Genomic DNA, 22815 nt, shown 5'->3' with positions numbered 1-22815 from the left:
ACGGCCTGACGGGCTGTCCATTCGGTTCAGGATCGCGTGCAACGCCGTCTTCAGGGGGCCTTCAGAGGCTCGAAGAGGGGGCCGCGTCCTCGGGGGCGGGCAGTGGCTCTGTCGCCCTCGGGGCCAGCGCGCGGACGGAGGGGGTGGCGACCATGGCCAGGGTGGCGAGGAGGATGAGCGCGGCGGCCGCGTAGAGAGTGGCATGAAGGCCGAGGAGGAGTACGGCGGGTCCGGCGACGAACTGGGCGAGTGGAATCGCGAGGTAGGAGCCGAGGTCGTCGTAGGCGTAGACGCGGGCGAGGCGGTCTTCCGGGATCTGTTCGTTGAGGGTCGAGTACCAGGCGACGCCGGCCTGTTCGCTGCCCACGCTTGCCACGAAGTTGGCCACCACCAGCAGCCAGGTGCTGGGGGCGAGCGCGAGCAGCAGCGGGATCGTCGCCGTCAGGCCCATCAGCGCGCAGCCGACCAGGATCGCGCGCCGGGGCCGCCATCTCAGCGACAGTACGCCGCCGGCGACCGCGCCGAGCGAGCCCGCGGCGAGGGCCAGGCCCCAGCCGCTGCGGCCGATTCCGGTGCTGTCGGCGACGGCCGGGCCGAGGACGGTGAACGAGGCGGTGAGGCCGGCGTTGAGGAAGCAGAAGGCCACCACGATCACCCACACCCAGGTACGGGAGGTGAACTCTCGCCAGCCCACGCGCAGTTCATGGACCAGGCCGGGGCTGGGCCTGGGCGGCGCGACCTGGACGCGGACCAGCGCGAAGGACGTGGCGGCGAGCACGAAGCTGAGCGCGTCGACAGCCAGGCCCCAGCCCGGGCCGACCGCGGCGACCAGTACGCCGCCCAGCGAGGCGCCCGCGACCACCGCGCTGCTGCCCGCGATGCGGGAGAGCGCGAGGGCGGCGCGGCGGGACTCGGCCGGCACGGTCTGGGGCAGCAGAGCCTGGGCGGCGGGCTGGTAGCAGGAACCTGAGGCCCCGTTGACCGCGGCGAGCACCATGAGCAAGGGGATGACGGCGTTGTGGGTGAGGACCAGGGCGGCGATCACCGCCTGGCTCACGGCGCAGACCACGCTGCTGCCGACCAGCAGCGGGCCGCGCGGCAAACGGTCCGCCAACACCCCGCCGTACAGCAGGAAGAGGATGCCGGTGAGGGAGTGGGCGCCCACCACCAACCCGAGCGAGCCGACCGAGCCGGTGGCATCGAGGACGGCGAAGGCCAGAGCGATCGGCGCCACCCCGTTGCCGAGCAGGTTGGCTGTCGTGCCGATGAACAGATGACGGAACGGGCGGTGACGCAGAGGCGCCAGGGCGGCGGACATGCGCCTGATCGTCGGGACCGGACGGTACGCCCGTCAACGGATTATCCGACCGGCGCCGGGTCAGGCGCGCGGCTGACCGTGCGCCGGCGCCCTCGACCGGCGCCTCGGCCGGTGTCGCCGCGGCAGGCGTGCCCCCGCGGATCGGCGCGACACCGGCAGGACGTCGTTCAGGCCGCGGTGTCCGGCAGCCAGAGGTCGGGGCCGAAGACCTCGTAGCGGATGCGGCGCGAAGGCACTCCGAGGTGCAGCAGCCGGGCGCGGATGTCGCGCATGAACGGCAGCGGACCGCAGAGGAACACCGTGGCGCCGTCGGGAAGTTCGACGCCGTCGAGGTTCATGAGGCCCTCGCGGGCACCGGATCGCTCCGGGCCGGGCCGCTCGTACCAGAAGACCGCGCGGGCGCCCGGAAGCCGGTCCACCAGTTCCTCCGTCTCGGCGCGCAGCGCGTGGTCGGCGGGGGAGCGGTCGGCGTGCAGGACCAGCACCGGGCGGGCCGAGCCGAGTGCGGCGAGGTGGGCCAGGATGCTGGTCATGGGTGTGCCGCCGATGCCCGCGGAGACCAGGACGACCGGGGTGACGGCGTCGGCGGGGTCGTCGAGGAAGACGTCCCCGAAGGGCGCGGAGAGCGTCAGTTCGTCTCCTTCGCGGATCTGCTCGTGCAGCAGGCCGGAGACCTCGCCGTCCGGTGCGCCGTCCGTGCCGACCACCCGCTTGACGGTGATGCGCCGCAGGTCCTCGCCGGGGTCGCAGGACAGGCTGTACTGGCGCAGCTGGCGGACGCCGTCGGCCATCGGCACCCGTACGCTCACGTACTGTCCCGCCCGTGCCCTGGGGGCCGGCCGTCCGTCGGCCGGGCGCACGACGAACGACACCACGTCCGGGGTCTCGCGGCGGCGCTCGACGACCGTCCACTGCCGCCAGATCCGGCCCGGCGCGACGCCCGCGTCCTGGTAGAGACGGGCCTCCCGGCCGATCAGAGCACCGGCCATCAGCCAGTACACCTCGTCCCAGGCGGCCGCCACCTCCGGGGTCACCGCCTCGCCGAGGACCTCCGCTATCGCCCCGAACAGGTACTTGTGCACGATCGTGTACTGGTCTTCGGTGACGCCGACGGCGGCGTGCTTGTGTGCGATGCGGTCCAGCAGCGCGTCGGGACGGGTGTCCGGGTCCTTCAGCAGCGCGGTGGCGAACGCGGCGATCGAGCCTGCCAGCGCGCGTCGCTGCGCGCCGCTGGCCTGGTTGCCGCGGTTGAACATGCCGTCGAGCAACTCCGGCCGGTCGTGGAACATCGTGCCGTAGAAACGCGCTGTGATCTCGTCGAGCGCGCCGGCGACGGCGGGCAGGGTGGCGTGGACCACTGCGGCGGATTCTGCGGACAGCATGGAGCCTCCCGGGCAGGGGGTGAGGGGCGGGAACTGGGCCGCGTCGCATCGGGCGGCACCACCTGTGTAGCAGGCGGCCGACCGTGTTTCGGCGCTGTTCCGCGGCGCTGGGCGAAGAAGGGCCGAACGGCCCCGTCGATCGAGGCGCATCGGCCCCCCCGCCGCGCTCCGCCGCAGGGCCCGTCGGCACGGGGACGACCGCCTGTCGGCCCTGTCCGGGGCGCCCGGTTCGACGCCTGCGCCGCGGCGTCGGAGGCAGTGGGGCCGAACGGCCCTGGCCCTTCGGCCCGGGATCGCGGAAGATCTGCCATGAGCAGGAACCGGTCACGCTCAGTGAGCCCCGGCCGGTGCAAGGTTTCATACGGTGCGGGAACACAGAACTTCAGACAGTGCGGGACCACAGAACAAGGAGCATGTGATGGCGGACGGCGAGCGGCCCGGCCCCGACAATCCGATCCGGGTCTTCCTGCTGGACGACCACGAGGTGGTACGGCGCGGGGTGCACGACCTGCTGAACGACGAACCGGACATCACCGTCGTCGGCGAGGCCGCCGATGTCGAACAGGCCCTGGCGCGCGTGCCCGCACTGCGCCCGCAGGTGGCGGTGCTGGACGTGCGGCTGCCCGACGGCGACGGCGTGACCGTGTGCCGGGAACTGCGCTCGCAGCTGCCGGAGCTGGCCTGCCTGATGCTGACCTCGTTCGACGACGAGGAGGCCCTGCTGGACTCGATCATGGCGGGTGCGTCGGGCTACGTGCTGAAGCAGATCCAGGGGACCGACCTGGTGTCGGCCGTGCGCACGGTGGCCGCAGGCCAGTCCCTGCTCGATCCCAACGCCACCGCCAAGCTGATGGCCCGGCTGCGCCAGGACCGGCAACCGGAACCCGAGACCGGCGCCCTCTTGGGCCTGACCGACCGAGAGCGTGAGATTCTCGCGCTGATCGGCGAGGGGTTGACCAACCGTCAGATCGGTCAGCGGCTCTACCTCGCGGAGAAGACGGTGAAGAACCACATCTCCCGGCTGCTGGCCAAGCTCGGCGTCGAGCGGCGTGTCCAGGCCGCCGTCATCGCCACCGAGGCCAAGGACCGGCTCAAGCGACAAGGCCACTGACGCCGTTCAGGGGACCGTGCCTCATGCCGCGCGCCGGGAGCCCGAGGGCCGCCGGGTCCGGCCGCCTGCCGTCCAGGCCGCCGTCGGTGCGGCTCGTCGCCGGTAGACCAGGTACGGCCGGGTCAGGTATCCGACCGGGGCGCTCCACACGTGCACCAGCCGGGTGAACGGCCAGGCGGCGAAGAGCAGGAACGCGCTCAGTGCGTGGAGCTGGAACAGCAGCGGTGCGCCGGCGACGGCCTCCGGGCGAGGCTGGAGGACGAACAGACCGCGGAACCACACCGAGACGGTGGAACGGTAGTCGTAGCCGGCGCCGAAGACGTTGTGGGCGGCGGTAGCGGTGATGCCCAGCAGGACGGTGGCGGACAGCAGCGGGAAGAGGAGCTTGTCGCTGCGGTCGGTGCCCAGCCGGATCCGGCGGGTCAGCAGCCGTCGGGCGCACAGCATGCCCAGCCCCGCGACCATGGCGACGCCGGCGACCGAGCCCGCCCAGACGGCCGTGGTGTGGTAGGCGTGCTCGGTGACGCCGACGGCCTCGGTCCACGAGTCGGGAACGGCGAGCCCCACGACGTGTCCGGCGATCACCATGAAGGCGCCGAGGTGGAACAGGGGGCTGCCGAAGCGCAGCCAGCGATGTTCGAGGAGCTGGCTGGTGTGGGTGGTCCAGCCGAACTGGTCCTGGCGGTAGCGCCAGACGTGCCCGACCACGAACACGGCGAGGCAGATGTAGGGGAACGCGACCCACAGCAGAAGGTCGGTTCCACTCGCCGACGCGGCGGCCACGGGGGAGAGCGGGGCGTTCATCGGGGGCCTTCCGAAGGGGTGATGGTCGGGGCAGCGGGCGGCACACAGGTCGGCGGAGCGGCCATCGGCGGCACGAAGGTGCCGGGAGGGGCGAACTCCCCCTCGCCGTAGGTCCCGTAGGGGTCCAGACCGACCTCCTCGTTCGGCGGGCCCTCGGCGGCGAGCCGGGCCACCGCCGCGCGGTCGGCCTCGGTGGGCGGCGGCAGCAGGCTGAGCAGTGCGGCCAGGGCATGCCGGTACGGCGAGTCGGCGTCGGTCAGCGCCCGGTGGATCAGCTCCAGGCCGCGCCGGTGCTGGCGCAGTGGCGCCTCGCCTCCACCAGGGCCGGCGAGGGCGGCGAACTCCAGGACCACGGGGAGGTGGTCGGGCAGTTCTCCGCCGTCGGTGTCCCAGCCGGCGGCCCTGTACCGCTGGTTGAGAGTGAGCAGGGCCATGCCCCGGCGGCGGGTGTCGCCGTGCAGGTAGTAGGTGAGGTAGAGGCTGCTCTTGCGGCGCAGGTCGAACATCTCGACGTAGTGGCGTTCCAGCGCTTCGGGGTCCTGTGCGGCGAACCAGTCGGTGAACCGCGCCAGGTGCTCCGCTGCGGGCGTGGCCGGCAGGGCCTCCACAAACGCCGTCAACTCCCTCCCGGCCGACGTCAGTTCGGAGTCGGGGTACTGAAGGAGCAGCGACACGAGCCGCAGTGTCAGCGCTCGGCCCGCCGTCTCCTCGGGGGTGAGCCGGGCCGGGCGGCGCACGGCTGCCCGGACGCGGGTGCGGATGAGGGCGGGAATGGATGAGGGTCCCCCCGGGCGTTCAGCACTGGGGGAGGGCAGCGGGCTCACGGACGGCCTCCGGCAGGGGTGTCGCGGCGCAGGGTGGGGATGCCGAGCATGATCTTGCGGGGTTCCGGGTCGCCGGACGTCTCGACCGGGCAGCGGTTCTCCATCGCGGTCAAGGCGGCGGCGTCCTCCTTGTGCGCGGCGGGGACGACGTAGCGGTCGGCGTACTTGGCGACGGCCAGCAGCCGGTGCAGGTCCTCCGCCTCGCGCGCGGTGAGCCCCACGGCTTCGAGCGCGGCCTCGTCGCCGTCCTCGCCGAGGGTGCGTCGGCGCATGTACGAGCGCAGGGCGGTGAGTTTCATCAGCACTCCGGCGACCACGTCGGCGTCGCCGGCGGTGAACAGTTCCGCCAGGTATTCCAGCGGGATGCGCAGCCGGGTGACGGCGGCGAAGACGTGGTCGGGGTCGTCCTGGTCGCCGCCCACCGCGTCGACGGCGTCGAGGACGGGGGAGAGCGGCGGCACGTACCAGACCATCGGCATCGTCCGGTACTCCGGATGCAGCGGCAGCGCCACCTTGTAGCGCATGACGAGGTCGTGCACGGGGGAGCGGCGGGCCGCCTCCAGCCAGTCCTCAGGGATCCCCGACTTCCTTGCTGCCGCGCGGACTTCGGGATCGTGCGGGTCGAGGAAGACCCCGCGCTGGGCGTCGAGCAGGTCCTGCTCGTCCGGGGTGGCGGCGGCCTCGCCGACGCGGTCGGCGTCGTAGAGGAGCAGGCCGAGGTAGCGCAGCCGGCCGACGCACGTCTCGGAGCAGACGGTGGGCTGGCCGGCCTCGACGCGAGGGAAGCAGAAGGTGCACTTCTCGGCCTTGCCGGTGGCGTGGTTGACGTACACCTTCTTGTACGGGCACGCCGTCACGCACATGCGCCAGCCCCGGCAGCGGTCCTGGTCGACCAGGACGTTGCCGTCCTCGACCCGCTTGTACATCGCGCCGGACGGACAGGCCGAGACACAGGCCGGGTTGAGGCAGTGTTCGCACAGGCGGGGCAGGTGGAAGAGGAAGGTCTGCTCGAACTCGAACTTGACCTTCTCGGCCCATTCCCCGGTGAGGTTGGGGTCGCCGCCGGCGTTCTCGGGTGCTCCGCCGAGGCCGTCCTCCCAGTTGGCGCCCCAGGTGATCGCGGTGGGCTCGCCGGTGAGGACCGAGCGGGGGCGGGCGACCGGCATGTCCTTCTGCGCGGGGGCGGTGACGAGGTTGTCGTAGTCGTAGGTGACCGGCTCGTAGTAGTCCTCGATGGAGGGCAGATCGGGGTTGGAGAAGAGGGACAGCAGACGCTTGACGCGGCCACCGGAGCGCAGGACGAGCCGCCCGCGCTTGTCGAGCCTCCAGCCGCCCTTCCAGTGCTCCTGGTCCTCGTAGCGGCGCGGGTAGCCGACCCCGGGCTTGGTCTCGACGTTGTTGAACCAGGCGTACTCGACACCCGTGCGGTTGGTCCACGTCTGCTTGCAGGTGACCGAGCAGGTGTGGCAGCCGATGCACTTGTCCAGGTTCATCACCATCGCGACTTGAGCCATGACGCGTCCGACAGGGGCTTCGCCACGGGGCATGTCAGTACTCCACATCCTGCGAGCGACGGCGGATGACGGTGACCTCGTCGCGCTGGTTGCCGGTCGGGCCGTAGTAGTTGAAGGCGTAGGTGAACTGGGCGTACCCGCCCGCGAGATGGGTGGGCTTCAGCAGCAGCCTGGTGAGCGAGTTGTGGATGCCGCCGCGCCTGCCGCTGACCTCGGTCCTCGGTACGTTCACGGTGCGGTCCTGGGCGTGGTACATGTACACCGTGCCCTCGGGCATGCGGTGGGTGACCACGGCCCGGGCGGCGACGACGCCGTTGCGGTTGTACGCCTCGATCCACTCGTTGTCCTTGACGCCGATCCTGACCGCGTCCTCCACCGACATCCAGATCGTGGGACCGCCGCGGGACAGGTCGAGCATGTATTTGTTGTCCTGGTAGTTGGAGTGGATGGACCACTTCGAGTGCGGGGTCAGATAGCGGACCGTGACCTCCGCCCGGCCGTCGTCACGCAGCTGCTCGTCACCGTAGTGTCGGGGCGTGTTCAACGGAGGCCGGTAGACGGGGAGTTGTTCGCCCAGTTCGGCGATCCAGTCGTGCTGGACGAAGAAGTGCTGGCGTCCGGTGAGGGTGTGCCAGGGCTTCTTGTGCTCGGTGTTGATGACGAACGGGGAGTAGCGGCGTCCGCCGGTCTCGCTTCCGGACCACTCGTAGGAGGTCATCACCGACCGGGGCTGAACGCGGGTGTCGGCGAAGGTGATCCGCTCGGCCTCGCGTTCGGCGGCTAGCTCCACCAGCCCCGCACTGCCGGTCAGCCGCTCGAGTTCGCGGAAGCCCTCGGTCGCCAGACGGCCGTTGGTGGTGCCGGACAGAGCGAGGATGGCCTCGCACATGTCCGAGGCGGTGGCGAGCGAGGGCCGCCCGGCGGCGACTCCGTCCCTGACGACGCCGTTGCGGTGCCGCAACTCGTCGATCTCCCGGTCGGGATGGACGGTGACGCCCTTGGTGGTGGTCCCGAGAGTGTCCAGCAGTGGACCGACGGCACGCATCTTCTGGCCGATCGCCGCGTAGTCCCGTTCGACGACCACCAGCTTCGGCATGGTCCGCCCGGGGACCGGTTCACACTCGCCGGCCCTCCAGTCCCGTACCACCCCTCCCGGCTGGGCGAGTTCGTCCGGTGTGTCGTGCAGCAGCGGCACCGCCAGGACGTCGGTGCGGGCGCCGAGGTGCTCGGCGGCCAGTTCGCTGAACCGGTCGGCGATGGTGAGGAAGGTGTCGTAGTCGGTGCGGGCCTGCCAGGGCGGGGCGATGGCCGGGGTGAACGCGTGCACGAAGGGGTGCATGTCCGTGCTGGACAGGTCGTCCTTCTCGTACCAGGTCGCGGCGGGCAGGACGACGTCGGAGAGCAGGCCGGTGGAGGTCATGCGGAAGTCCATGGTGACGAGCAGGTCGAGCTTGCCCTCGGGGGCCTCGTCCCGCCACACCACCTCCTTCGGGCGCCGCTCGGGCGGGGTCTCCTCGGAGCGGACGGCCGCGTCCGTGCCCAGCAGATGGCGCAGGAAGTACTCGCTGCCCTTGCCGGAGGAGCCCAGCAGGTTCGCCCGCCACACGGTCAGCACGCGCGGGAAGTTGGCCGGGTCGTCGGGGTCCTCGACGGCGAACCGCAGCCGCCCCGACTTCAGTTCCTCGACGATGTGCTCCGCGACGGGCCGGCCGGCCCGGGCCGCTTCGTCCGTCAGGTCGAGCGGGTTGCGGTCGAAGCCGGGATGACCGGGCGTCCAGCCGAGCCGCACGGCCTGCGCCAGACAGTCGGCGAACCCCTTGCCCGTGAACCGCCCTTGCCCCAGCGGGGAAGCCAACTCCTCGGGCCCGAAGGCCTCGTAGCGCCACTGGTCGGAGTTCAGATACCAGTACGACGTGCCCGCCATGTGACGGGTGGGCCGCTGCCAGTCGAAGGCGAACGACAGGTGCTGCTGCCCGGTGACCGGGCGGACCTTCTCCTGCCCGACGTAGTGCGCCCAGCCACCGCCGTTGACGCCCTGACAGCCGGTCATCGTCGTCAGCGCCAGAAAGGCGCGGTAGATGGTGTCCGAGTGGAACCAGTGGTTGGTGCCGGCCCCGAGAGCGATCATCGAACGGCCCTCGGTCCGCTCGGCGTTGCGGGCGAACTCCCGGGCGATCCGCGCCGCCTGCCCGGCCGGGACGGAGGTGATCGTCTCCTGCCAGGCGGGCGTGTACGGCTCGGCGGCATCCTCGTACGAGGCGGGCCAGCTGCCCGGCAGGCCGGGGCGCGCGACGCCGTACTGGGCGAGCATCAGGTCGAAAACGGTGGTGACCAGGCGGCCGCCGATCGCGCGGACCGGCACGCCCCGCAGCATGGTCGCGCCGCCTTCGGTGGCGCCCTCGTCGAACCGGGGCAGAGCGATCTCCACCGTGTCCTCGGCCGACTCCAGCAGGCTCAGCTCGGGTTCGACGTCGCCGAGTTCGAGGTTCCAGCGGCCTCGCTCGGCTTCCCCCCACCGGAAGCCGAGCGAGCCGCCCGGGACCACGGGTTCACCCGTGGCCCTGTCCAGGAGAACCGTCTTGGACTCGGCGTTCTCCGTGTCGTGCCCGAGATCCGCGGCGGTCAGGAAACCGTCCGGGACGAGACCCCGCTCGTGCTCGCGCAGCGTCACCAGGAACGGCGCGTCGGTGAACTTGCGCATGTAGTCCTGGAAGTAAGGGACTTCGCGATCGACGAGGAACTCGCGCAGGACGACGTGCCCCATGGCCATCGCGAGCGCGCCGTCCGTGCCGGGGTGCGGGGCCAGCCATTCGTCGGCGTGCTTGACGTTGTCGGCGTAGTCGGGACTGACCGCGACCACCTTCGTGCCGTTGTAGCGGGTCTCGGTGAGGAAGTGCGCGTCCGGGGTGCGGGTCACCGGGATGTTCGAGCCCCACATGATCAGATAGCCCGCGTTCCACCAGTCCGCCGCCTCCGGCACGTCGGTCTGGTCCCCGAAGACCTGCGGTGAGGCGATCGGCAGGTCGGCGTACCAGTCGTAGAACGACAGCAGGGTGCCGCCGATCAGCGAGTGGTAGCGGGCGCCGGCCGCGAAGGACGCCATCGACATCGCCGGGATCGGGGAGAAGCCGGCGACGCGGTCGGGACCGTACGTCCTGACGGTGTGGACCTGGGCGGCGGCGACCAGCTCGCTCACCTCGTCCCAGTCGGCGCGCACCAGGCCGCCCTTGCCCCGGGCCCGTTTGTAGGCGCGGGCCTTCGCCGGATCGGAGGTGATCTCGGCCCAGGCCGCCACCGGATCACCGAGCCGCTCACGGGCCTCGCGCCACAGCTTCAGCAACTCGCCCCGCACGTACGGGTAGCGGACCCGGCTGGGGGAGTAGGTGTACCAGGAGAACGACGCGCCGCGCGGGCAGCCGCGCGGCTCGTACTCGGGGCAGTCCGCGCCGATCGACGGGTAGTCGGTGGCCTGGTGCTCCCAGGTGATGATGCCGTCCTTGACGTACACCATCCACGAGCAGGAACCGGTGCAGTTCACACCGTGCGTGGAGCGCACCACTTTGTCGTGCGACCACCGGTCCCGGTAGAAGCCCTCCCACTTGCCGCCGGCCTCACCGAACACGGCACGCCCGTCGGCCGACACCTCACTGCGGGTCAGCAGCCGGCGGGCGGCCAGGGGCCAGCCTTCGCCGGCTCGCGACTCCCGCTGCCGTGCGTTCTGATCGCTCTCCATGGCCCGGAACGCTATGCGGCGCACCACGTTCCCCACCGGGGGCCGGCGGTCCCTGAAGGAGGGCCGATGGTCCCTGCGGTCGGGGCCGGTCGGGGCCGGTCGGGGCCGGTCGGCCGGGGAGCCGGTGCGGCCTGCGGTGCGGGCCGCCATTGATCGACGGGGGTCACGCGGTCGGTGGCGGGCCCGAGGAGCGGCTCCGGGCCGCCGGCGCGCGTTCTCGCCCGCGTGGCGGGAGACAGAAGCCGTACGCACCCGCCGGGTGCGCCTCACGGCGTGGCGAGCGCCCCGTTGAGCTCGCGTCCGGTGACCATCGCGGACTCGATCCGTACGAACACCGCGTCCCGCAACGGCATCCAGGAGCCGGGGCCCGTCTGCGACAGCCGCTCGTGTTCGGCGGGATCGGTCACCACGGTGGCCCGTCCGGTGACGACCACGCTCCACCCGGCCCGGGTCGCCGCATCGAACTCGTCCGCCTCGAAGGCGACCACGACGCCGTCTATGGCGCGCACGAGGTCCGAGGCCGGCGACGTGCACAGCACGACGGACCCGTCAGGGTCCAGGGAGAAGTTGACGGGCAGGACCGCGGGCAGCGCCTGCCGGGTGTACACCACGCGGCCGACCGGCGCCTGAGCCAGCATGCGCAGGCATTCCTGCCGGTCGAGCGCGCGAAAGCCGTCTGTCTCGAACATCGGTCCAGTGTCCCCTGCGGGCGCTGCCCGGGGTAGGGCCGACCGGCCCCCATCCAGGCGGCGGCACAGGGACCGCAGTTGTCGCGGAGGAGCCGCGGGGCCGATCCGGGGGCACGACCACGGGGGCCCGGGACGAAAGGGGGCCTGTCCGACCGCCGGCAGGGACTGATGGCCCATGCCGTCGGCGAGACCGGATGCGGACAGTGGTCACGGGATGCCGTCAGGCAGGCAAGAGGCCTGTCGGTGGCGTGCGATCCCGGTGGCGTCGTACCACCACGCAGAGGAAAGGGACGGACACCATGGTCCAGCCGTTGAGGTCGAAGAGTGGCAGATCACCGTCGGGCGCCGAGGTGTCCGGCCGGGCGTGGCTGATGCTGGCCCTGGCCACGATCGGTTTCGCCGTGAACTTCTGGGCGTGGGCGCTGCTGAGCCCCCTGGGGCCCCGGTTCAAGGACAGCCTCGACCTGTCGTCGTTCGAGCAGTCCCTGCTGGTGGCGGTGCCCGTCGTGGTCGGCTCCCTGGGACGTGTCCCGGTGGGCGCGCTGACCGACCGGTTCGGCGGCCGGGTCATGTTCCCGATCGTGTCGGCGCTCACCGTCGTTCCGGTGCTCCACCTCGGGCTGGCCGGGCACTCCTCCCTCGCCGCGCTGCTGATCGGAGGGTTCTTCCTCGGCATCGGCGGCACCGCGTTCGCCGTCGGGGTGCCCTTCGTCAACGCCTGGTTCCCGCCGGAGCGGCGCGGCCTGGCCATCGGCGTCTTCGGCGCCGGCATGGGCGGCACCGCCGTCAGCGCCCTGACCACCGTCAAGCTGGTCGACGCCGACGGCATGGCGACTCCGTTCCTGATCACCGCCGCGGTGCTGGCCGTGTACGCCGTGGCCGCGGCGCTGCTGCTGCGCGACGCGCCCGGCCGCACCGTGCCGACCGAACCGCTGGGACGCCGACTGGCCGCCACCGCCCGCCTGAGCGTCACCTGGCAGGCGTCCGCGCTCTACGCGGTGGCGTTCGGCGGCTACGTCGCCTTCTCCGTCTACCTGCCCACCTACCTCAAGACCGGCTACGGCCTGACCCAGGCCGACGCCGCGAACCGGATGGCAGGGTTCGTGCTCCTCGCGGTGGCGATGCGCCCGATCGGCGGCTGGCTGTCGGACCGGCTGGGCCCGGCCCGGGTGCTGGCCGGCGCGCTGACCGTGGTCGTGGCCGGAGCGGCGGCGCAGTCGTTCACCCCGCCGCTGGCTCCGGTGGGCGCCGTCGCCTTCCTCGCCATGGCCGCCGCGCTCGGCGCGGGCAGCGGAGCGACCTTCGCCCTGGTGGCGCTCCTGACCCCGGCCGACCGGGTCGGCTCCGTCACCGGAGTGGTCGGCGCCGCCGGCGGACTGGGCGGCTTCCTGCCCCCGCTGGTCATGGGCTCCCTCTACGGCGAGTACGGCACGTACGCGGCCGGTCTCGCCCTCCTCGCGATCGTGGCCGCCACAGCGCTGGCCTACACCCTCACCTCGGTCCGCGCCGCAGCCGGAGGCGGCGGGCCCGAGCCGGGCGCCGGCGGACGGCGCGAGCACCGCACCGCGGGCACCACTGCGTAAGGACGAGCGGACAGGCCGCCCTGCCAGGCCCGCCCGCCGAACGCCCGCACCTCAGGCTCCCGCCAGCCGCGTACCCCCGCTCCACGCGAACGGGGGTACGCGGCGTCCGCACATCACGGGCATGGCCGAGTGGGGCTCGGGCGGCCGCGCTCGAACGCCGGTGATCGGTTCACTGTGCGGGAAGGGGCACGGTCCATCCGACGACGGTGCCGGCGGGTTCGTTCGGTGTGACGGTGAGGCTGCCGTCCAGGTCGGCGGCGCGTCGGCGGAGGTTGTCCAGGCCGCTGCGGCGAGTGACGGCGGAGTCGATCCCGGTCCCGTCGTCGGCGACGCGCAGCCGAAGCCGGCGGCTGTCGGTCTCGACGGTGACCTCGACGGCGGTGGCGTGCGCGTGCCGTGCGGCGTTGGAGAGCGTCTCGCGCACCACGGCCGGCACATGCTCGCAGTGACCGGCGGGCACGACGGTGTCCAGCAGTCCCGTCATGCGCAGGGCGGGGGTGAAACCGAGCACGGCGGCGGCCCGGTCGGTCTCGGTCCAGCGGTTCGGTACCGGTCTCGACCCTGTACGCGGGCGGCGGCGCCCACATCCCTCCACTCCGCCGTCGCTCACCGGGGCCCCGGCCGTCCGGTCGGTGCCCAGGTCGCCTTGGAGGACGGTCCGGGTGATCAGGGGGCGGTGATCCGCCGAGCCCTGTTCTGTTGCCCTACACCCTCCGGCCCGCGAGAGTCGCCGACGCCCCACCTGGCCCCCGCCGGCCGCGAGGCCATCCTCCTCCAGGACGCCCGTATCGCTCAGCCCCGCGCCCCATCCGGGGCGGCACGCCACTACTCCCCAGGGAGTAATCCACACCCGCCGTCGCCCCAGGCAGTACGCCTCACCTCGCCCTCCCGCCCGACGAAAGCCGTGGTTCTCAACGGAAGTCTGGGGACCGAAGCAGACGCCACCCGGAGGGAGATCGGTCAATGAGGGCCGGAGAGACAACCGCTACGACGAGGCTGAGGCCGGGACGCGGGCGAGCCGTTCCATGGGCGGTGCTCGGGCTGTGGATCGCCGTGATCGCGCTCGTCGGGCCGTTCGCCGCGAAGCTCGGCAGCGTGCAGCACGACAAGGTCACCGACTATCTGCCGGCGAGCGCGGACTCGACGCAAGTGGCGAAGATCGAGGAGAAGATGCCCGGTGGCGAGACCACCGAGATGGTGCTCGTCTACCACCGGGACGGCGGGCTCAGCGCCGCCGACCGGAAGACCGCGGCCGGGCAGGTCGCGGAGATCACCCGGCAGCACGAGCTGATCGGCGGTGCTCCCCAGGGGATTCCGTCCAAGGACGGCACGACCCTGATGTACCCGATCGCCAGCAACGAGCCCGGGGCGGACGAGGAGAAGCAGGACAAGCTCGTTACCGACGTCCGCGAAGTCGCCCAGGACGAAGGCGGGTTGAGCGTCGACGTGGGCGGCACCGGCGCGCTGGGCACCGACTCCGGCGCGGTCTACGACTCGCTCGGCGGACCGCTGCTCTACACCACCGTCGCCGTCGTCGCCATATTGCTGATCCTGATCTACCGCAGCCCCGTGCTGTGGCTCGTGCCCCTTGTCGTCGCCGGGATCGCCGACTACATGTCGATGGGTGTCTCCTACGGTCTCAACCAGGCCTTCGGCACGACCGTCACGGGGCAGAGTTCGGGTGTGATGACGATCCTCGTGTTCGGGGCGGGCACGGACTACGCGCTGCTGCTCGTCGCGCGCTACCGGGAGGAGCTGCGGCGCATCGAGCGACCGTACGAGGCCATGGTCGCCGCCCTGCGCGGCTGCGGGCCCGCCGTGCTCGCCTCCTCCGGCACCGTCGCCGCCGGACTGCTGTGCCTGCTCGCCGCCGACCTCAACAGCAGCCGGGGCATGGGCCCGCTCGGCACCGTCGGGGTGCTGTGCGCGCTGATCGCGATGCTGACCCTGCTCCCCGCCATCCTCGTACTGGTCGGACGGCGTGTGTTCTGGCCGCTCGTGCCCGCCTTCGGGAGCACGCCCAAGCAGCGGCGGAGCCTGTTCTCGGCGATGGGCAGCTCTGCCGGACGCAGGCCGCTGACCGTACTCGCGAGCGGTGCCGTACTGCTCGGCGCCCTCGCCCTCGGCTCATTCAACCTGCCGGGATCGCTCAAACAAGAGGACTCCTTCGTCAAGAAGCCGGAGTCCGTCGTCGCGATGGAGACCCTCGCCGAGTCCTTTCCCGACAGCGGCAGCCAGCCCATCGACGTGATCACCCCGCAGGGGCGCGCCGACGAGACCCTCGCGACCGTCCGCGACACACCGGGCGTCGGCAGCGCGGAGAAGGGGCGTACGGGAGACGGCTGGACCGAGATCTCCGTCTTCGCGAAGAGCGCACCCCAGTCGGCGGGGGAGACCGCCACCATCAAGTCCCTGCGGGAGAAACTGAAGGGCTCCTACGTCGGCGGGGACAGCGCCCAGCAGATCGACCTGGAAGACACCAACGCCCGGGACACGAAGATCGTCGTACCGCTCGTCCTCGTCTGCGTGATGCTCATCCTGATCGGGCTGCTGCGGAGTCTGGTCGCACCGCTGCTCCTGGTGGTCGCGGTCGTCGCGGTGTGGGGCGCCTCCCTCGGGATCGGCGGACTGGTCTTCGAACCGCTCCTCGGCCTCAAGGGCACCGATCCGGGGCTCGGACTGCTGTCCTTCGTGTTCCTGGTCGCCCTCGGCGTCGACTACGGCATCTTCCTCATGCACCGGATGAGAGAGGAGTCCCTGGCGGGAGCGGAACCGGCCACGGCGGCACTCACCGCACTGCGCACCACCGGCGGCGTCATCGCCTCCGCCGGACTCGTCCTCGCCGCGACCTTCGCCGTGCTGACGAACATGGGTCTGGTGCAGCTGGTCCAGCTCGGCTTCGTGATCGCCGTCGGCGTCCTGCTCGACACCTTCCTCGTACGGACGTATCTGGTGACCAGTGCCAGCGTCGCCCTGGGCCGGAAGGTGTGGTGGCCGGGAGTGCTCTCACGGGAGCCCGCGCCGGCCGAACCGGCCTGGGCGAGCGGACCGGGCGGACCGACCGAGCCGCCCCGGCAGCCGGAAACCGTCAGAGCACCCGGAGCACGCTGATCGAAGGCCTCGATCGAACGCTCTGACCCAGCACGCTGATCGAGCACCTTGATCCGGCGGGCCCGCCCGGGCGCCTCTTCTTTCGGAGAGGCGCCCGGATTCCCGCACGAGTACCGGAAGATGGAGCCGTGGAAGAACGGGGAACGACCACAGGGGTACGCGAACGGTCGACGGCGGAGACGGCGGCCGGTGGCGGCGGGCGGTCCCGTCGCGTCGAGCGCATCATGTCCGCCATCAACCGCGAACCGCTGACCGCACCGCACCGCACCCGCAACGACGCGGTCCTCGCGCTGGGCCTCGCCGTGCTCGCCGTAGCCATCACCCCCCTGATGGGCGGCGGCGAAGGGACCCGGCCCGGGCATCTCAGCTGGATGCTGCTGCTCGCCGGGTACGTGCCTCTCGCATGGCGGCGCCGCCGTCCGGTGGCGGCCCTGCTCGGGGTGGTGGCCTGCATGGCTCCGTACTACGCCTTCGACTACAACCCCGCCCTGCCCGCCCCCGCGATCGTCCTGGCGCTCTACAGCGTCGCGGCGACCGGTGCCGTACGCCGCACGCTGCTCACCGGTGTCGCCGTCCTCGGCTCGACAGTGATCAGCAACGGCATCACCGACCAGGACGAGGCGCTGGACTCCCTGGAGATCTCCGGCTGGATCATCGCGGTCCTGGTCGTCGGTATCGCCGTCCGCTACTACCGCTTGTACGTCGCCTCCATCGTCGAGCGGGCCGAACGGGCCGAACGCACCCGGGAGGAGGAGGCCAGGCGCCGCGTCGCCGAGGAACGGCTGCGGATGGCCCGTGACCTGCACGACCTGCTCGCCCACAGCATCACGCTCATCGGCGTGCAGACGTCCGTGGCGGCCCATGTCCTCACCGCCGACCCCGAGCGCCTCGACCGCAAGGCCGTCGCCCAGGCACTGGACGACATCGCGGGGACCTGCCGGACCGCCCGGGGGGAACTGCGTACGACGCTGGAGGTGCTGCGGGCGCAGGACACGGCCGTGGGAGCGGGCGCGGGCGCGGATCCGGGAGCGGGGGCCGGTTCCGTGTCCGGGGCCGAGGGCATGCGGGGGCCGCTGCCCGGGATCGACGGACTGGCCGGTCTCGCGGAGACCGGCCGGGTGGCCGGGGCCAAGGTCGAACTGTCCGTCCGCGCGGACGGCGTCCCGCCCTCCGTGGGCGCCGCCGCGTACCGGATCGTGCAGGAGGCGCTCACCAACGCCGTACGTCACGGCGGCCGCGAGGACCTCACCGTGCGGGTGGGTCTGTGGACCGCCGACGGCGCACTGCGGGTGCGTGTCAGGGACGACGGGACGGGCGGGGACGCCGGCCCGGGCGGCGGGGCGGGCCCGTCCGACGGCACGCCGGGGTTCGGGCTCGTCGGAATGCGGGAGCGGGCCCGAAGCGTGGGCGGCACACTGGACGCCGGTCCGGGGCCCGCCGAGGGCTTCGAGGTGACCGCCACACTGCCGCTGTCCCGGGAGGACGAAGTTCGATGACCATCCGCGTGCTGCTGGCCGACGACCAGAACCTCGTACGGGCCTCCTTCGCGATGCTCGTCTCCTCGGCGGGCGACATGGAGGTCGTCGCCGAGGCGGGCACCGGGCGGGAGGCCGTGGAACTGGCCCGGTCGGCGCGGGCCGATCTCATCGTGATGGACATCCGCATGCCCGACCTCGACGGGATCGAGGCGACCCGGCTCATCGCCGCCGACGAGGATCTCGCGGGGGTGAAGGTGCTCGTCCTGACGACGTACGAGACCGACGAGCACATCGTCGAGGCACTGCGGGCCGGGGCGTCCGGCTTCCTCGTGAAGGACATCAGGCCGGCCGAACTCCTCGACGCCATCCGGACGGTGGCCGCGGGGGAGTCCCTCCTCTCGCCCGGTCCCACCTCGCGGCTGATCGCCCGCTTTCTGCGCGCGCCGAACACCGCGACGACATTCGCGCTGGGCGGGCCGAGCGGGCTGTCCGAACGGGAACGGCAGGTGCTCGCGCTGGTCGCGCGCGGTCTCAACAACTCCGAGATCGCCGACGCGTTGGGACTCAGCCCGCTGACCGCGAAGACCCATGTCAGCCGGATCATGGGCAAGTTGGGGGCGCGGGACCGGGCACAGCTGGTGATCGTGGCGTACGAGTCGGGGCTTGTGATACCTGGAACTGCCTGAGTTCGGACAGCGCCTTCGGGACGGTCCAGGCTCACCAGTCTGCGCGTTTCGCTCACGGCGGTGTCCGAAGTCTTGAGCGGAAAGGTGAAAGTGCCTTCTGAACTGGGAAGATGAGGCTTAGGGCTGTCCCGCAAATCCCTGTGCGAGAAGATGCCGCTACGGTCGGCTCTCCGCGCCGTGAGCCGGTAATAGCCCCACCAGCGCGTCTACGGCATCGACAGCGCTGGGAGTGGCGAGTACGAGTACGGGGTCGGGCTTCCGGAGCAGGAGGCCGCTCCAGACTCGGAAGGGCGGGACGGCCCCTCGACCCACTCGTGTCGAAGGAGATGGACCCCGCCAGCTCGTTCACGTCTTGTGCGCCCGGCATCCAGAATGCCGGGCTGTCCTCGAACCGAAGATAGTTGTGGCTGGTGAACGGATACCACTGGCTCAACGCGCTTGCCCTGGCGGCCAGCACCAACTCCTCTGCGACAGGGGGAGCCCACGAGTCGGTTCCTCGCACCGCGGCGTCATCGGACCGCGCGCATTCCTCCATCCAGTCCCAGGCACTTGCCAGCGACCACGGGGCGTTCGTCTCCATCCAACAAGTCTGGCTCGATGTGCGCGCGGTCACGTTGCTTACGATGGGATGATCTTGGTTTGGGTGGTGTGATCACCACGCTGGAGGTCAGCCTGGCCCATTCCGTCGGCAGCGAGGTGATGTCCATCCGTGTCGCGGGGGCTGAAAGTCCCGAACTCCAACTCCGGACCGACACCCTCCTGGCCGCATTCTTCAGCATCTGACCACCGTCATGTTCGACTGAACCACCCGAAATCCGCTGCCACTTGACGAGTTGGACCCCTGAGGTGTCTGGATAGTCCCGTTCACCGGGCTGAGCCCGTCAGCGCGCGGGCGCGCTGCTTCGGTAAGTTTTCTCGTCGCGACATACTGACGAACGAACTTGACGCTGCGACAGCTCGCCCCGCTCTTCGGCATCTCCAAGTCGGCGGCCGAAAGGATCACCGACCACCTCGGGCCCAAGCTCGCCCTTCAGCCACGCAAGCGGTTCGCGAAGGACTCCGTGCTCATCGTGGACGGAACCCTGGTGCCCACCCGCAATCACACGGTGGCCGAGCAGTCTAAGGGCTTGCCGGGAATCAACGTGTTGATTCCCGGCAAGCCCTAAGAGCTCCTATCGCAAAGCCCTCGCGGTCTCTTCTGACTCCTCCTGTCCCGGTCCGGCGGCATAGGCCAGCGGGGGTGCGATTGCTTGGGCATCGGCTCCCTCGCTGACCCAGAGCCCGATGAAGAGCGCGGCGGTCGCTTCCAGGAGTCCGGCTCGTTCGAGGCCGCCGCCCGCCACGGGTTCGCAGCCGACATACCGCACCAACTGGTGTACGAGCGTGAGGGCCGTTTCGTCGTCTCCGCAGACCGGAACTGCCAGTGGCCGGCCGTCGAAGATGGGCGGCGTCATGCGCCACACGTCCTCATGGCAGAGATTGAACGCCTTGACCACATGAGTTCCCGGGGCCGCCGCGGCAAGTTGCTGTGCGGCCGAAAGGCCGCTCTGTGTCAGTAGCTGGAAGCCCGGACCGACAGGATTGGAACAGTCGATCAGCACCTTGCCGTCCAGGACCGCCCGCAGTTCCCGCACCACGCTCGTCCCCGCGCCGAAGGGCAGCGCGGCCAGCACCACCTGACCAAACTCGGCCGCCGCACGCAGACTGGCAGGCTTCGCCCTGCTCCCGAGGCGTGTCGCGAGCCGCTCCGCCTTGTGCACGTCCCGCCCTCCGACGACCACGTCGTGCCCGGCCCGCACCCAGTGGGTGGCGAGCGCGTCCGCCATGTTGCCCGTGCCCAGTACGCCGATTCTCATCACGCATTCCCTCCCAGGACCTGCTTGGACCGATCGCAACGACGCTAGAGCGCCCGTCGGGCACCATTTGGTACGTGACGACCGACGCCTTCCTCGCCGACTGCCGTGCCCGCCTGGCTTTCGACCTCCTGTCCAACACCTGGAACGCCGTCGTGCTCTGGGCACTGCGCGACGGTCCCAGACGCCCGGTCGAACTACGCCCACAGATCGGGGGAATCAGCTCCAAGGTCCTCACCCAGACGCTGCGACGCTTGCAGTCCAACGGATTGGTGGACCGGCAGGCATACCCCGGGGCACGACCGCGCGTTGAGTATCAACTCACTTCCCTGGGGCGAACCTTGCTGGCACCCATCGAAGCTGTCGGAGCATGGGCCTTCGAGCATGGCGATGAGCTCATGGCCGCCCAGGAAGCCGACTGCAATGCCACCATCCAGTCCTCCTCAGAGTGATCGCAGACGCCGCCAGCAGATGAGTGCGCATCCAGGGTGAGGAAGGCGTCGTGGATGTCGTCGCGGATCTCCCAGCGGATCCGCAGGCGGCGGAACCAGTGCAGATGGGCGAACGCGCGCTCCATGACCCAGCGTTGGGCGCCCAGGCCCGAACCGTGCTCGGTGCCGCGGCGGGCGATCAGCGGCTTCACGCCGAGGTCCCAGACCAGGCGGCGGTACTTGTCGTGGTCGTAGCCGCGGTCGCCCAGGACCACGTCCGGGCGGCGCCGGGGCCGGCCGCGCTTGCCCCGTACCGGCGGCACGGCTTGGAGGAGTGGGATCAACTGGGTGACATCGTTGCGGTTGCCGCCGGTCAAGGTGGCGGCGAGCGGTATGCCGCTGACGTCAGTGATCAGGTGATGCTTGCTGCCCGCCCTGCCCGCCCTGCCCGGTCAACAGCCAGGCGGCGCCAGCACGTCATGCCCGATCCGAAGCCCAGTTCCTGCGGCAGGTGCTCCCAGGAGATCCCGGTGTGCAGTACGAGCAGGATGCCCTGGAACACCAGACGGTCCGGATGCCGCTTGCGTCCCGGATGCCGTGTCCGCCGCTCAACCTTGGGAAGTGGCGGCTCGATCACCGCCCACAGCTCGTCGTCGACTTCCCACGGCTTCGGCCGAGCCACCCCGCGCCCCCAGATGAACGGTCCGGGAGTGATCCAACCACCTCGGAGACGTACTGCCGCGCCTGCGCCAACCGTCCCAACCCGAGCAGCAGGCAGGGCGTTCATCTGACCGGACTGCCCCTTCTTGGCCCCCTGGCCCGCACCGACCCGCCCCTCCGGCCCGAACGTGCCCTCGTCGTCCGCAGGAGCCACGTCCCCGCCCGGCGTATCCTGATCCGCTGTCTAAGCTGTGACCGAGGATCGTAGTTGGCGTTTGATGCCCCCTTCGGCGCAGGTCGCCGACAGGTGGAGGGGGCTGGTTGGCGGATCTTGAGGGCGATAGTTGGCGGACCGGGATCCATCTTGGTCACGGTGCGTGACTCATGGTGGCGACCAACTGTCTGGCGTGTGCGGCCCTCAGCCGGGCCCGCTCCAGCTGGTCATCGGTCAGGTCGGCCAGTGTCCTCGGCTGCCGCGAGACCGGCGCCGGCCGCCCCGGCACTTCGGCCGCCGGCAGGAGCCGCAGGTCGGCGTGGTTGATGAGCCAGCGGAACGAGCGGGTCTCAGCGTTGCCGCCACCATCGAGGAGCACGAGCCGGCCGAGCTGGCCGTGGACCTCCTCGACCGTCCACTCGACGCCGTTGAGCGCGACCCGCCTGCCCGGCGCGATCTGCAGAAACGCCCGCGCCGCCATCACACCCCCCAGATCAGCGAGTTGTCACGCAAGGGACTGCCCAGATCAACTCCGAGCTCGCGCTGCCAGAGCAGCCGGACGATGTTGGCCCGGCCGAAGGCAGGCACGCTGGTCGCGTTCGCCAGCGCGGAGAACGTCATCACGCTGCCTTCCCGGCCGCCGATGATCGTCAGCAGCTGGTCCCGCATGCCCAACAGATCCCTCACCGGCCGACGACGCGACGACAAGTGGTCAAGGACGCTCCAGACGTGTGGGCGCCAGCCCGCGACCACCGAGTACTGCCAGCCGCAAGCAGCCGCCATCTCCCTGGCGGCCGCGAACTTCAGCGCGTCCTCGTTCTTGATCAGTCCCACCGGGCGGACGTCCAGCAGCCACATCCCGCCGCCGATCGCGGCCAAGTAGTCCGGGATGTGCCAGGACGACCCGCCCTTGTGCGCAAAGTCCAACCGGAACGGCTGCGACAGCACTTCCGACGCCCCCACGAAGTCCAGCGCGACCAGCAGCCGCACTTCCTCCAGCGACTCGAAGCCGTGCCCCCTGCTCGTGGACGCCATCACCTCCAGGCCGGGTCGGTGCCGCTGCTTCGCCCGCCATGTGAACCCCCGCATCGGCCGCGACGACAGCACCGGAACATGAGCCATGTCGCGGACCGGCCAGCAGACTTCCCCGGCACCCACCCGCCACGTCGAACTCCACCGACAGATCCAGCCATCCGAGAGATCGAGTTCATCCCGAAATGCAGCATCCCCGCTGTACCCCTCGACGAGCTCGTCGAGCCGACTCGAGTTCGACCGGATCCTGGCCCTGGCTACCTCGCTCACTCACCCAGAGCATCACCACCCGCATGGCGACAAGGCCCGATCTTCGGAAATGATCACAACCGTGACTTAGCGCTGTAATTTGGCCCCTGTGGCAACCCAAACGCTCAGCGGCGGGACCGAGG

The 22815-nt window shown here is 70.9% G+C and carries 18 protein-coding genes and 2 pseudogenes; 8 read left to right on the top strand and 12 right to left on the bottom strand.

Translation table 11 applies throughout. The features are described from left to right. Positions 1-61: 61 nt before the first annotated feature. Both ACIRS4_RS02790 and ACIRS4_RS02785 read right to left on the bottom strand, forming a co-directional pair. Positions 62-1318: an MFS transporter gene (locus tag ACIRS4_RS02790; protein WP_404188939.1), complete on the bottom strand. Its 1257-nt coding sequence runs from the start codon at positions 1316-1318 to the stop codon at positions 62-64. 167 nt (positions 1319-1485) lie between these two features. Further along, a complete protein-coding gene (locus tag ACIRS4_RS02785; protein WP_404188938.1) occupies positions 1486-2700 on the bottom strand; it encodes a globin domain-containing protein in 1215 nt (404 codons plus the stop codon). 418 nt (positions 2701-3118) lie between these two features. On the opposite strand from ACIRS4_RS02785, the gene ACIRS4_RS02780 reads away from it, so the two are divergent. Continuing rightward, positions 3119-3811, top strand: a complete 693-nt coding sequence (locus ACIRS4_RS02780) for a response regulator (protein WP_404188935.1) — start codon at positions 3119-3121, stop codon at positions 3809-3811. A 21-nt stretch (positions 3812-3832) separates the two neighbouring features. Here the strand turns inward: ACIRS4_RS02780 and narI are convergent, their stop codons facing one another. From narI to ACIRS4_RS02755, 5 genes are all read right to left on the bottom strand, one after another. Next, the gene (gene narI, locus ACIRS4_RS02775) at positions 3833-4615 is read right to left on the bottom strand and encodes a respiratory nitrate reductase subunit gamma (protein ID WP_404188932.1); all 783 of its coding nucleotides are present in this window, start codon (positions 4613-4615) and stop codon (positions 3833-3835) included. Beyond that, positions 4612-5388: a nitrate reductase molybdenum cofactor assembly chaperone gene (gene narJ, locus ACIRS4_RS02770; protein ID WP_404189779.1), complete on the bottom strand. Its 777-nt coding sequence runs from the start codon at positions 5386-5388 to the stop codon at positions 4612-4614. The genes narI and narJ overlap by 4 nt, the downstream gene beginning before the upstream one ends. Before the next feature lie 47 nt (positions 5389-5435). Continuing rightward, positions 5436-6986: a nitrate reductase subunit beta gene (narH, locus tag ACIRS4_RS02765; protein WP_404188929.1), complete on the bottom strand. Its 1551-nt coding sequence runs from the start codon at positions 6984-6986 to the stop codon at positions 5436-5438. 1 nt (position 6987) lies between these two features. Then, on the bottom strand, positions 6988-10686 hold the full coding sequence (locus ACIRS4_RS02760; protein ID WP_404188926.1) for a nitrate reductase subunit alpha: 3699 nt from the start codon (positions 10684-10686) through the stop codon (positions 6988-6990). Positions 10687-10952: 266 nt separating this feature from the next. Further along, a complete protein-coding gene (locus ACIRS4_RS02755; RefSeq protein ID WP_404188924.1) occupies positions 10953-11375 on the bottom strand; it encodes a pyridoxamine 5'-phosphate oxidase family protein in 423 nt (140 codons plus the stop codon). 371 nt (positions 11376-11746) lie between these two features. Here ACIRS4_RS02755 and ACIRS4_RS02750 point away from each other — a divergent pair, with 371 nt between their 5' ends. After that, a complete protein-coding gene (locus ACIRS4_RS02750; protein WP_404189776.1) occupies positions 11747-12958 on the top strand; it encodes an MFS transporter in 1212 nt (403 codons plus the stop codon). 169 nt (positions 12959-13127) lie between these two features. Here ACIRS4_RS02750 and ACIRS4_RS02745 read toward each other — a convergent pair whose 3' ends face one another. After that, positions 13128-13469, bottom strand: a complete 342-nt coding sequence (locus tag ACIRS4_RS02745; RefSeq protein ID WP_404188921.1) for a sensor histidine kinase — start codon at positions 13467-13469, stop codon at positions 13128-13130. Positions 13470-13921: 452 nt separating this feature from the next. On the opposite strand from ACIRS4_RS02745, the gene ACIRS4_RS02740 reads away from it, so the two are divergent. From ACIRS4_RS02740 to ACIRS4_RS02720, 5 genes and pseudogenes are all read left to right on the top strand, one after another. Continuing rightward, positions 13922-16069 (top strand): MMPL family transporter, encoded by a 2148-nt coding sequence (locus ACIRS4_RS02740; RefSeq protein WP_404188918.1) that lies wholly within the window; start codon positions 13922-13924, stop codon positions 16067-16069. A 128-nt stretch (positions 16070-16197) separates the two neighbouring features. Then, positions 16198-17565, top strand: a complete 1368-nt coding sequence (locus ACIRS4_RS02735) for a sensor histidine kinase (protein ID WP_404188916.1) — start codon at positions 16198-16200, stop codon at positions 17563-17565. Then, positions 17562-18233: a response regulator gene (locus ACIRS4_RS02730; RefSeq protein ID WP_404188913.1), complete on the top strand. Its 672-nt coding sequence runs from the start codon at positions 17562-17564 to the stop codon at positions 18231-18233. The genes ACIRS4_RS02735 and ACIRS4_RS02730 overlap by 4 nt, the downstream gene beginning before the upstream one ends. A gap of 639 nt (positions 18234-18872) precedes the next feature. Further along, positions 18873-19016: a hypothetical protein gene (locus ACIRS4_RS02725; protein ID WP_404188910.1), complete on the top strand. Its 144-nt coding sequence runs from the start codon at positions 18873-18875 to the stop codon at positions 19014-19016. Between the two features lie 71 nt (positions 19017-19087). Beyond that, positions 19088-19357, top strand: a pseudogene (locus ACIRS4_RS02720) (transposase family protein); the annotation flags it as partial. 48 nt (positions 19358-19405) lie between these two features. On the opposite strand, the gene ACIRS4_RS02715 reads toward ACIRS4_RS02720, so the two are convergent. Then, entirely contained in the window at positions 19406-20089 is a 684-nt protein-coding gene (locus ACIRS4_RS02715; protein WP_404188907.1) for an NADPH-dependent F420 reductase, read from the bottom strand. A 74-nt stretch (positions 20090-20163) separates the two neighbouring features. Between ACIRS4_RS02715 and ACIRS4_RS02710 the strand changes: the two genes are divergently transcribed. Beyond that, positions 20164-20538, top strand: a complete 375-nt coding sequence (locus ACIRS4_RS02710) for a winged helix-turn-helix transcriptional regulator (protein ID WP_404188904.1) — start codon at positions 20164-20166, stop codon at positions 20536-20538. Here ACIRS4_RS02710 and ACIRS4_RS02705 read toward each other — a convergent pair. From ACIRS4_RS02705 to ACIRS4_RS02695, 3 genes and pseudogenes are all read right to left on the bottom strand, one after another. Further along, a pseudogene (locus ACIRS4_RS02705) lies at positions 20530-21199 on the bottom strand (IS5 family transposase). The gene ACIRS4_RS02710 and the pseudogene ACIRS4_RS02705 overlap by 9 nt on opposite strands. Before the next feature lie 346 nt (positions 21200-21545). Beyond that, the gene (locus tag ACIRS4_RS02700) at positions 21546-21872 is read right to left on the bottom strand and encodes a hypothetical protein (protein WP_404188901.1); all 327 of its coding nucleotides are present in this window, start codon (positions 21870-21872) and stop codon (positions 21546-21548) included. Then, complete coding sequence (locus ACIRS4_RS02695) at positions 21872-22513, bottom strand: hypothetical protein (protein WP_404188899.1); 642 nt, start codon at positions 22511-22513, stop codon at positions 21872-21874. The genes ACIRS4_RS02700 and ACIRS4_RS02695 overlap by 1 nt, the downstream gene beginning before the upstream one ends. Positions 22514-22815: the final 302 nt, after the last annotated feature.

The sequence above is a fragment of the Streptomyces sp. NPDC101166 genome, assembly GCF_044768125.1.
Taxonomy (GTDB): Bacteria; Actinomycetota; Actinomycetes; order Streptomycetales; family Streptomycetaceae; genus Streptomyces.
Note: the sequence above shows the minus strand (reverse complement) of the source record. Positions and strands in the feature narration are given on the sequence as shown.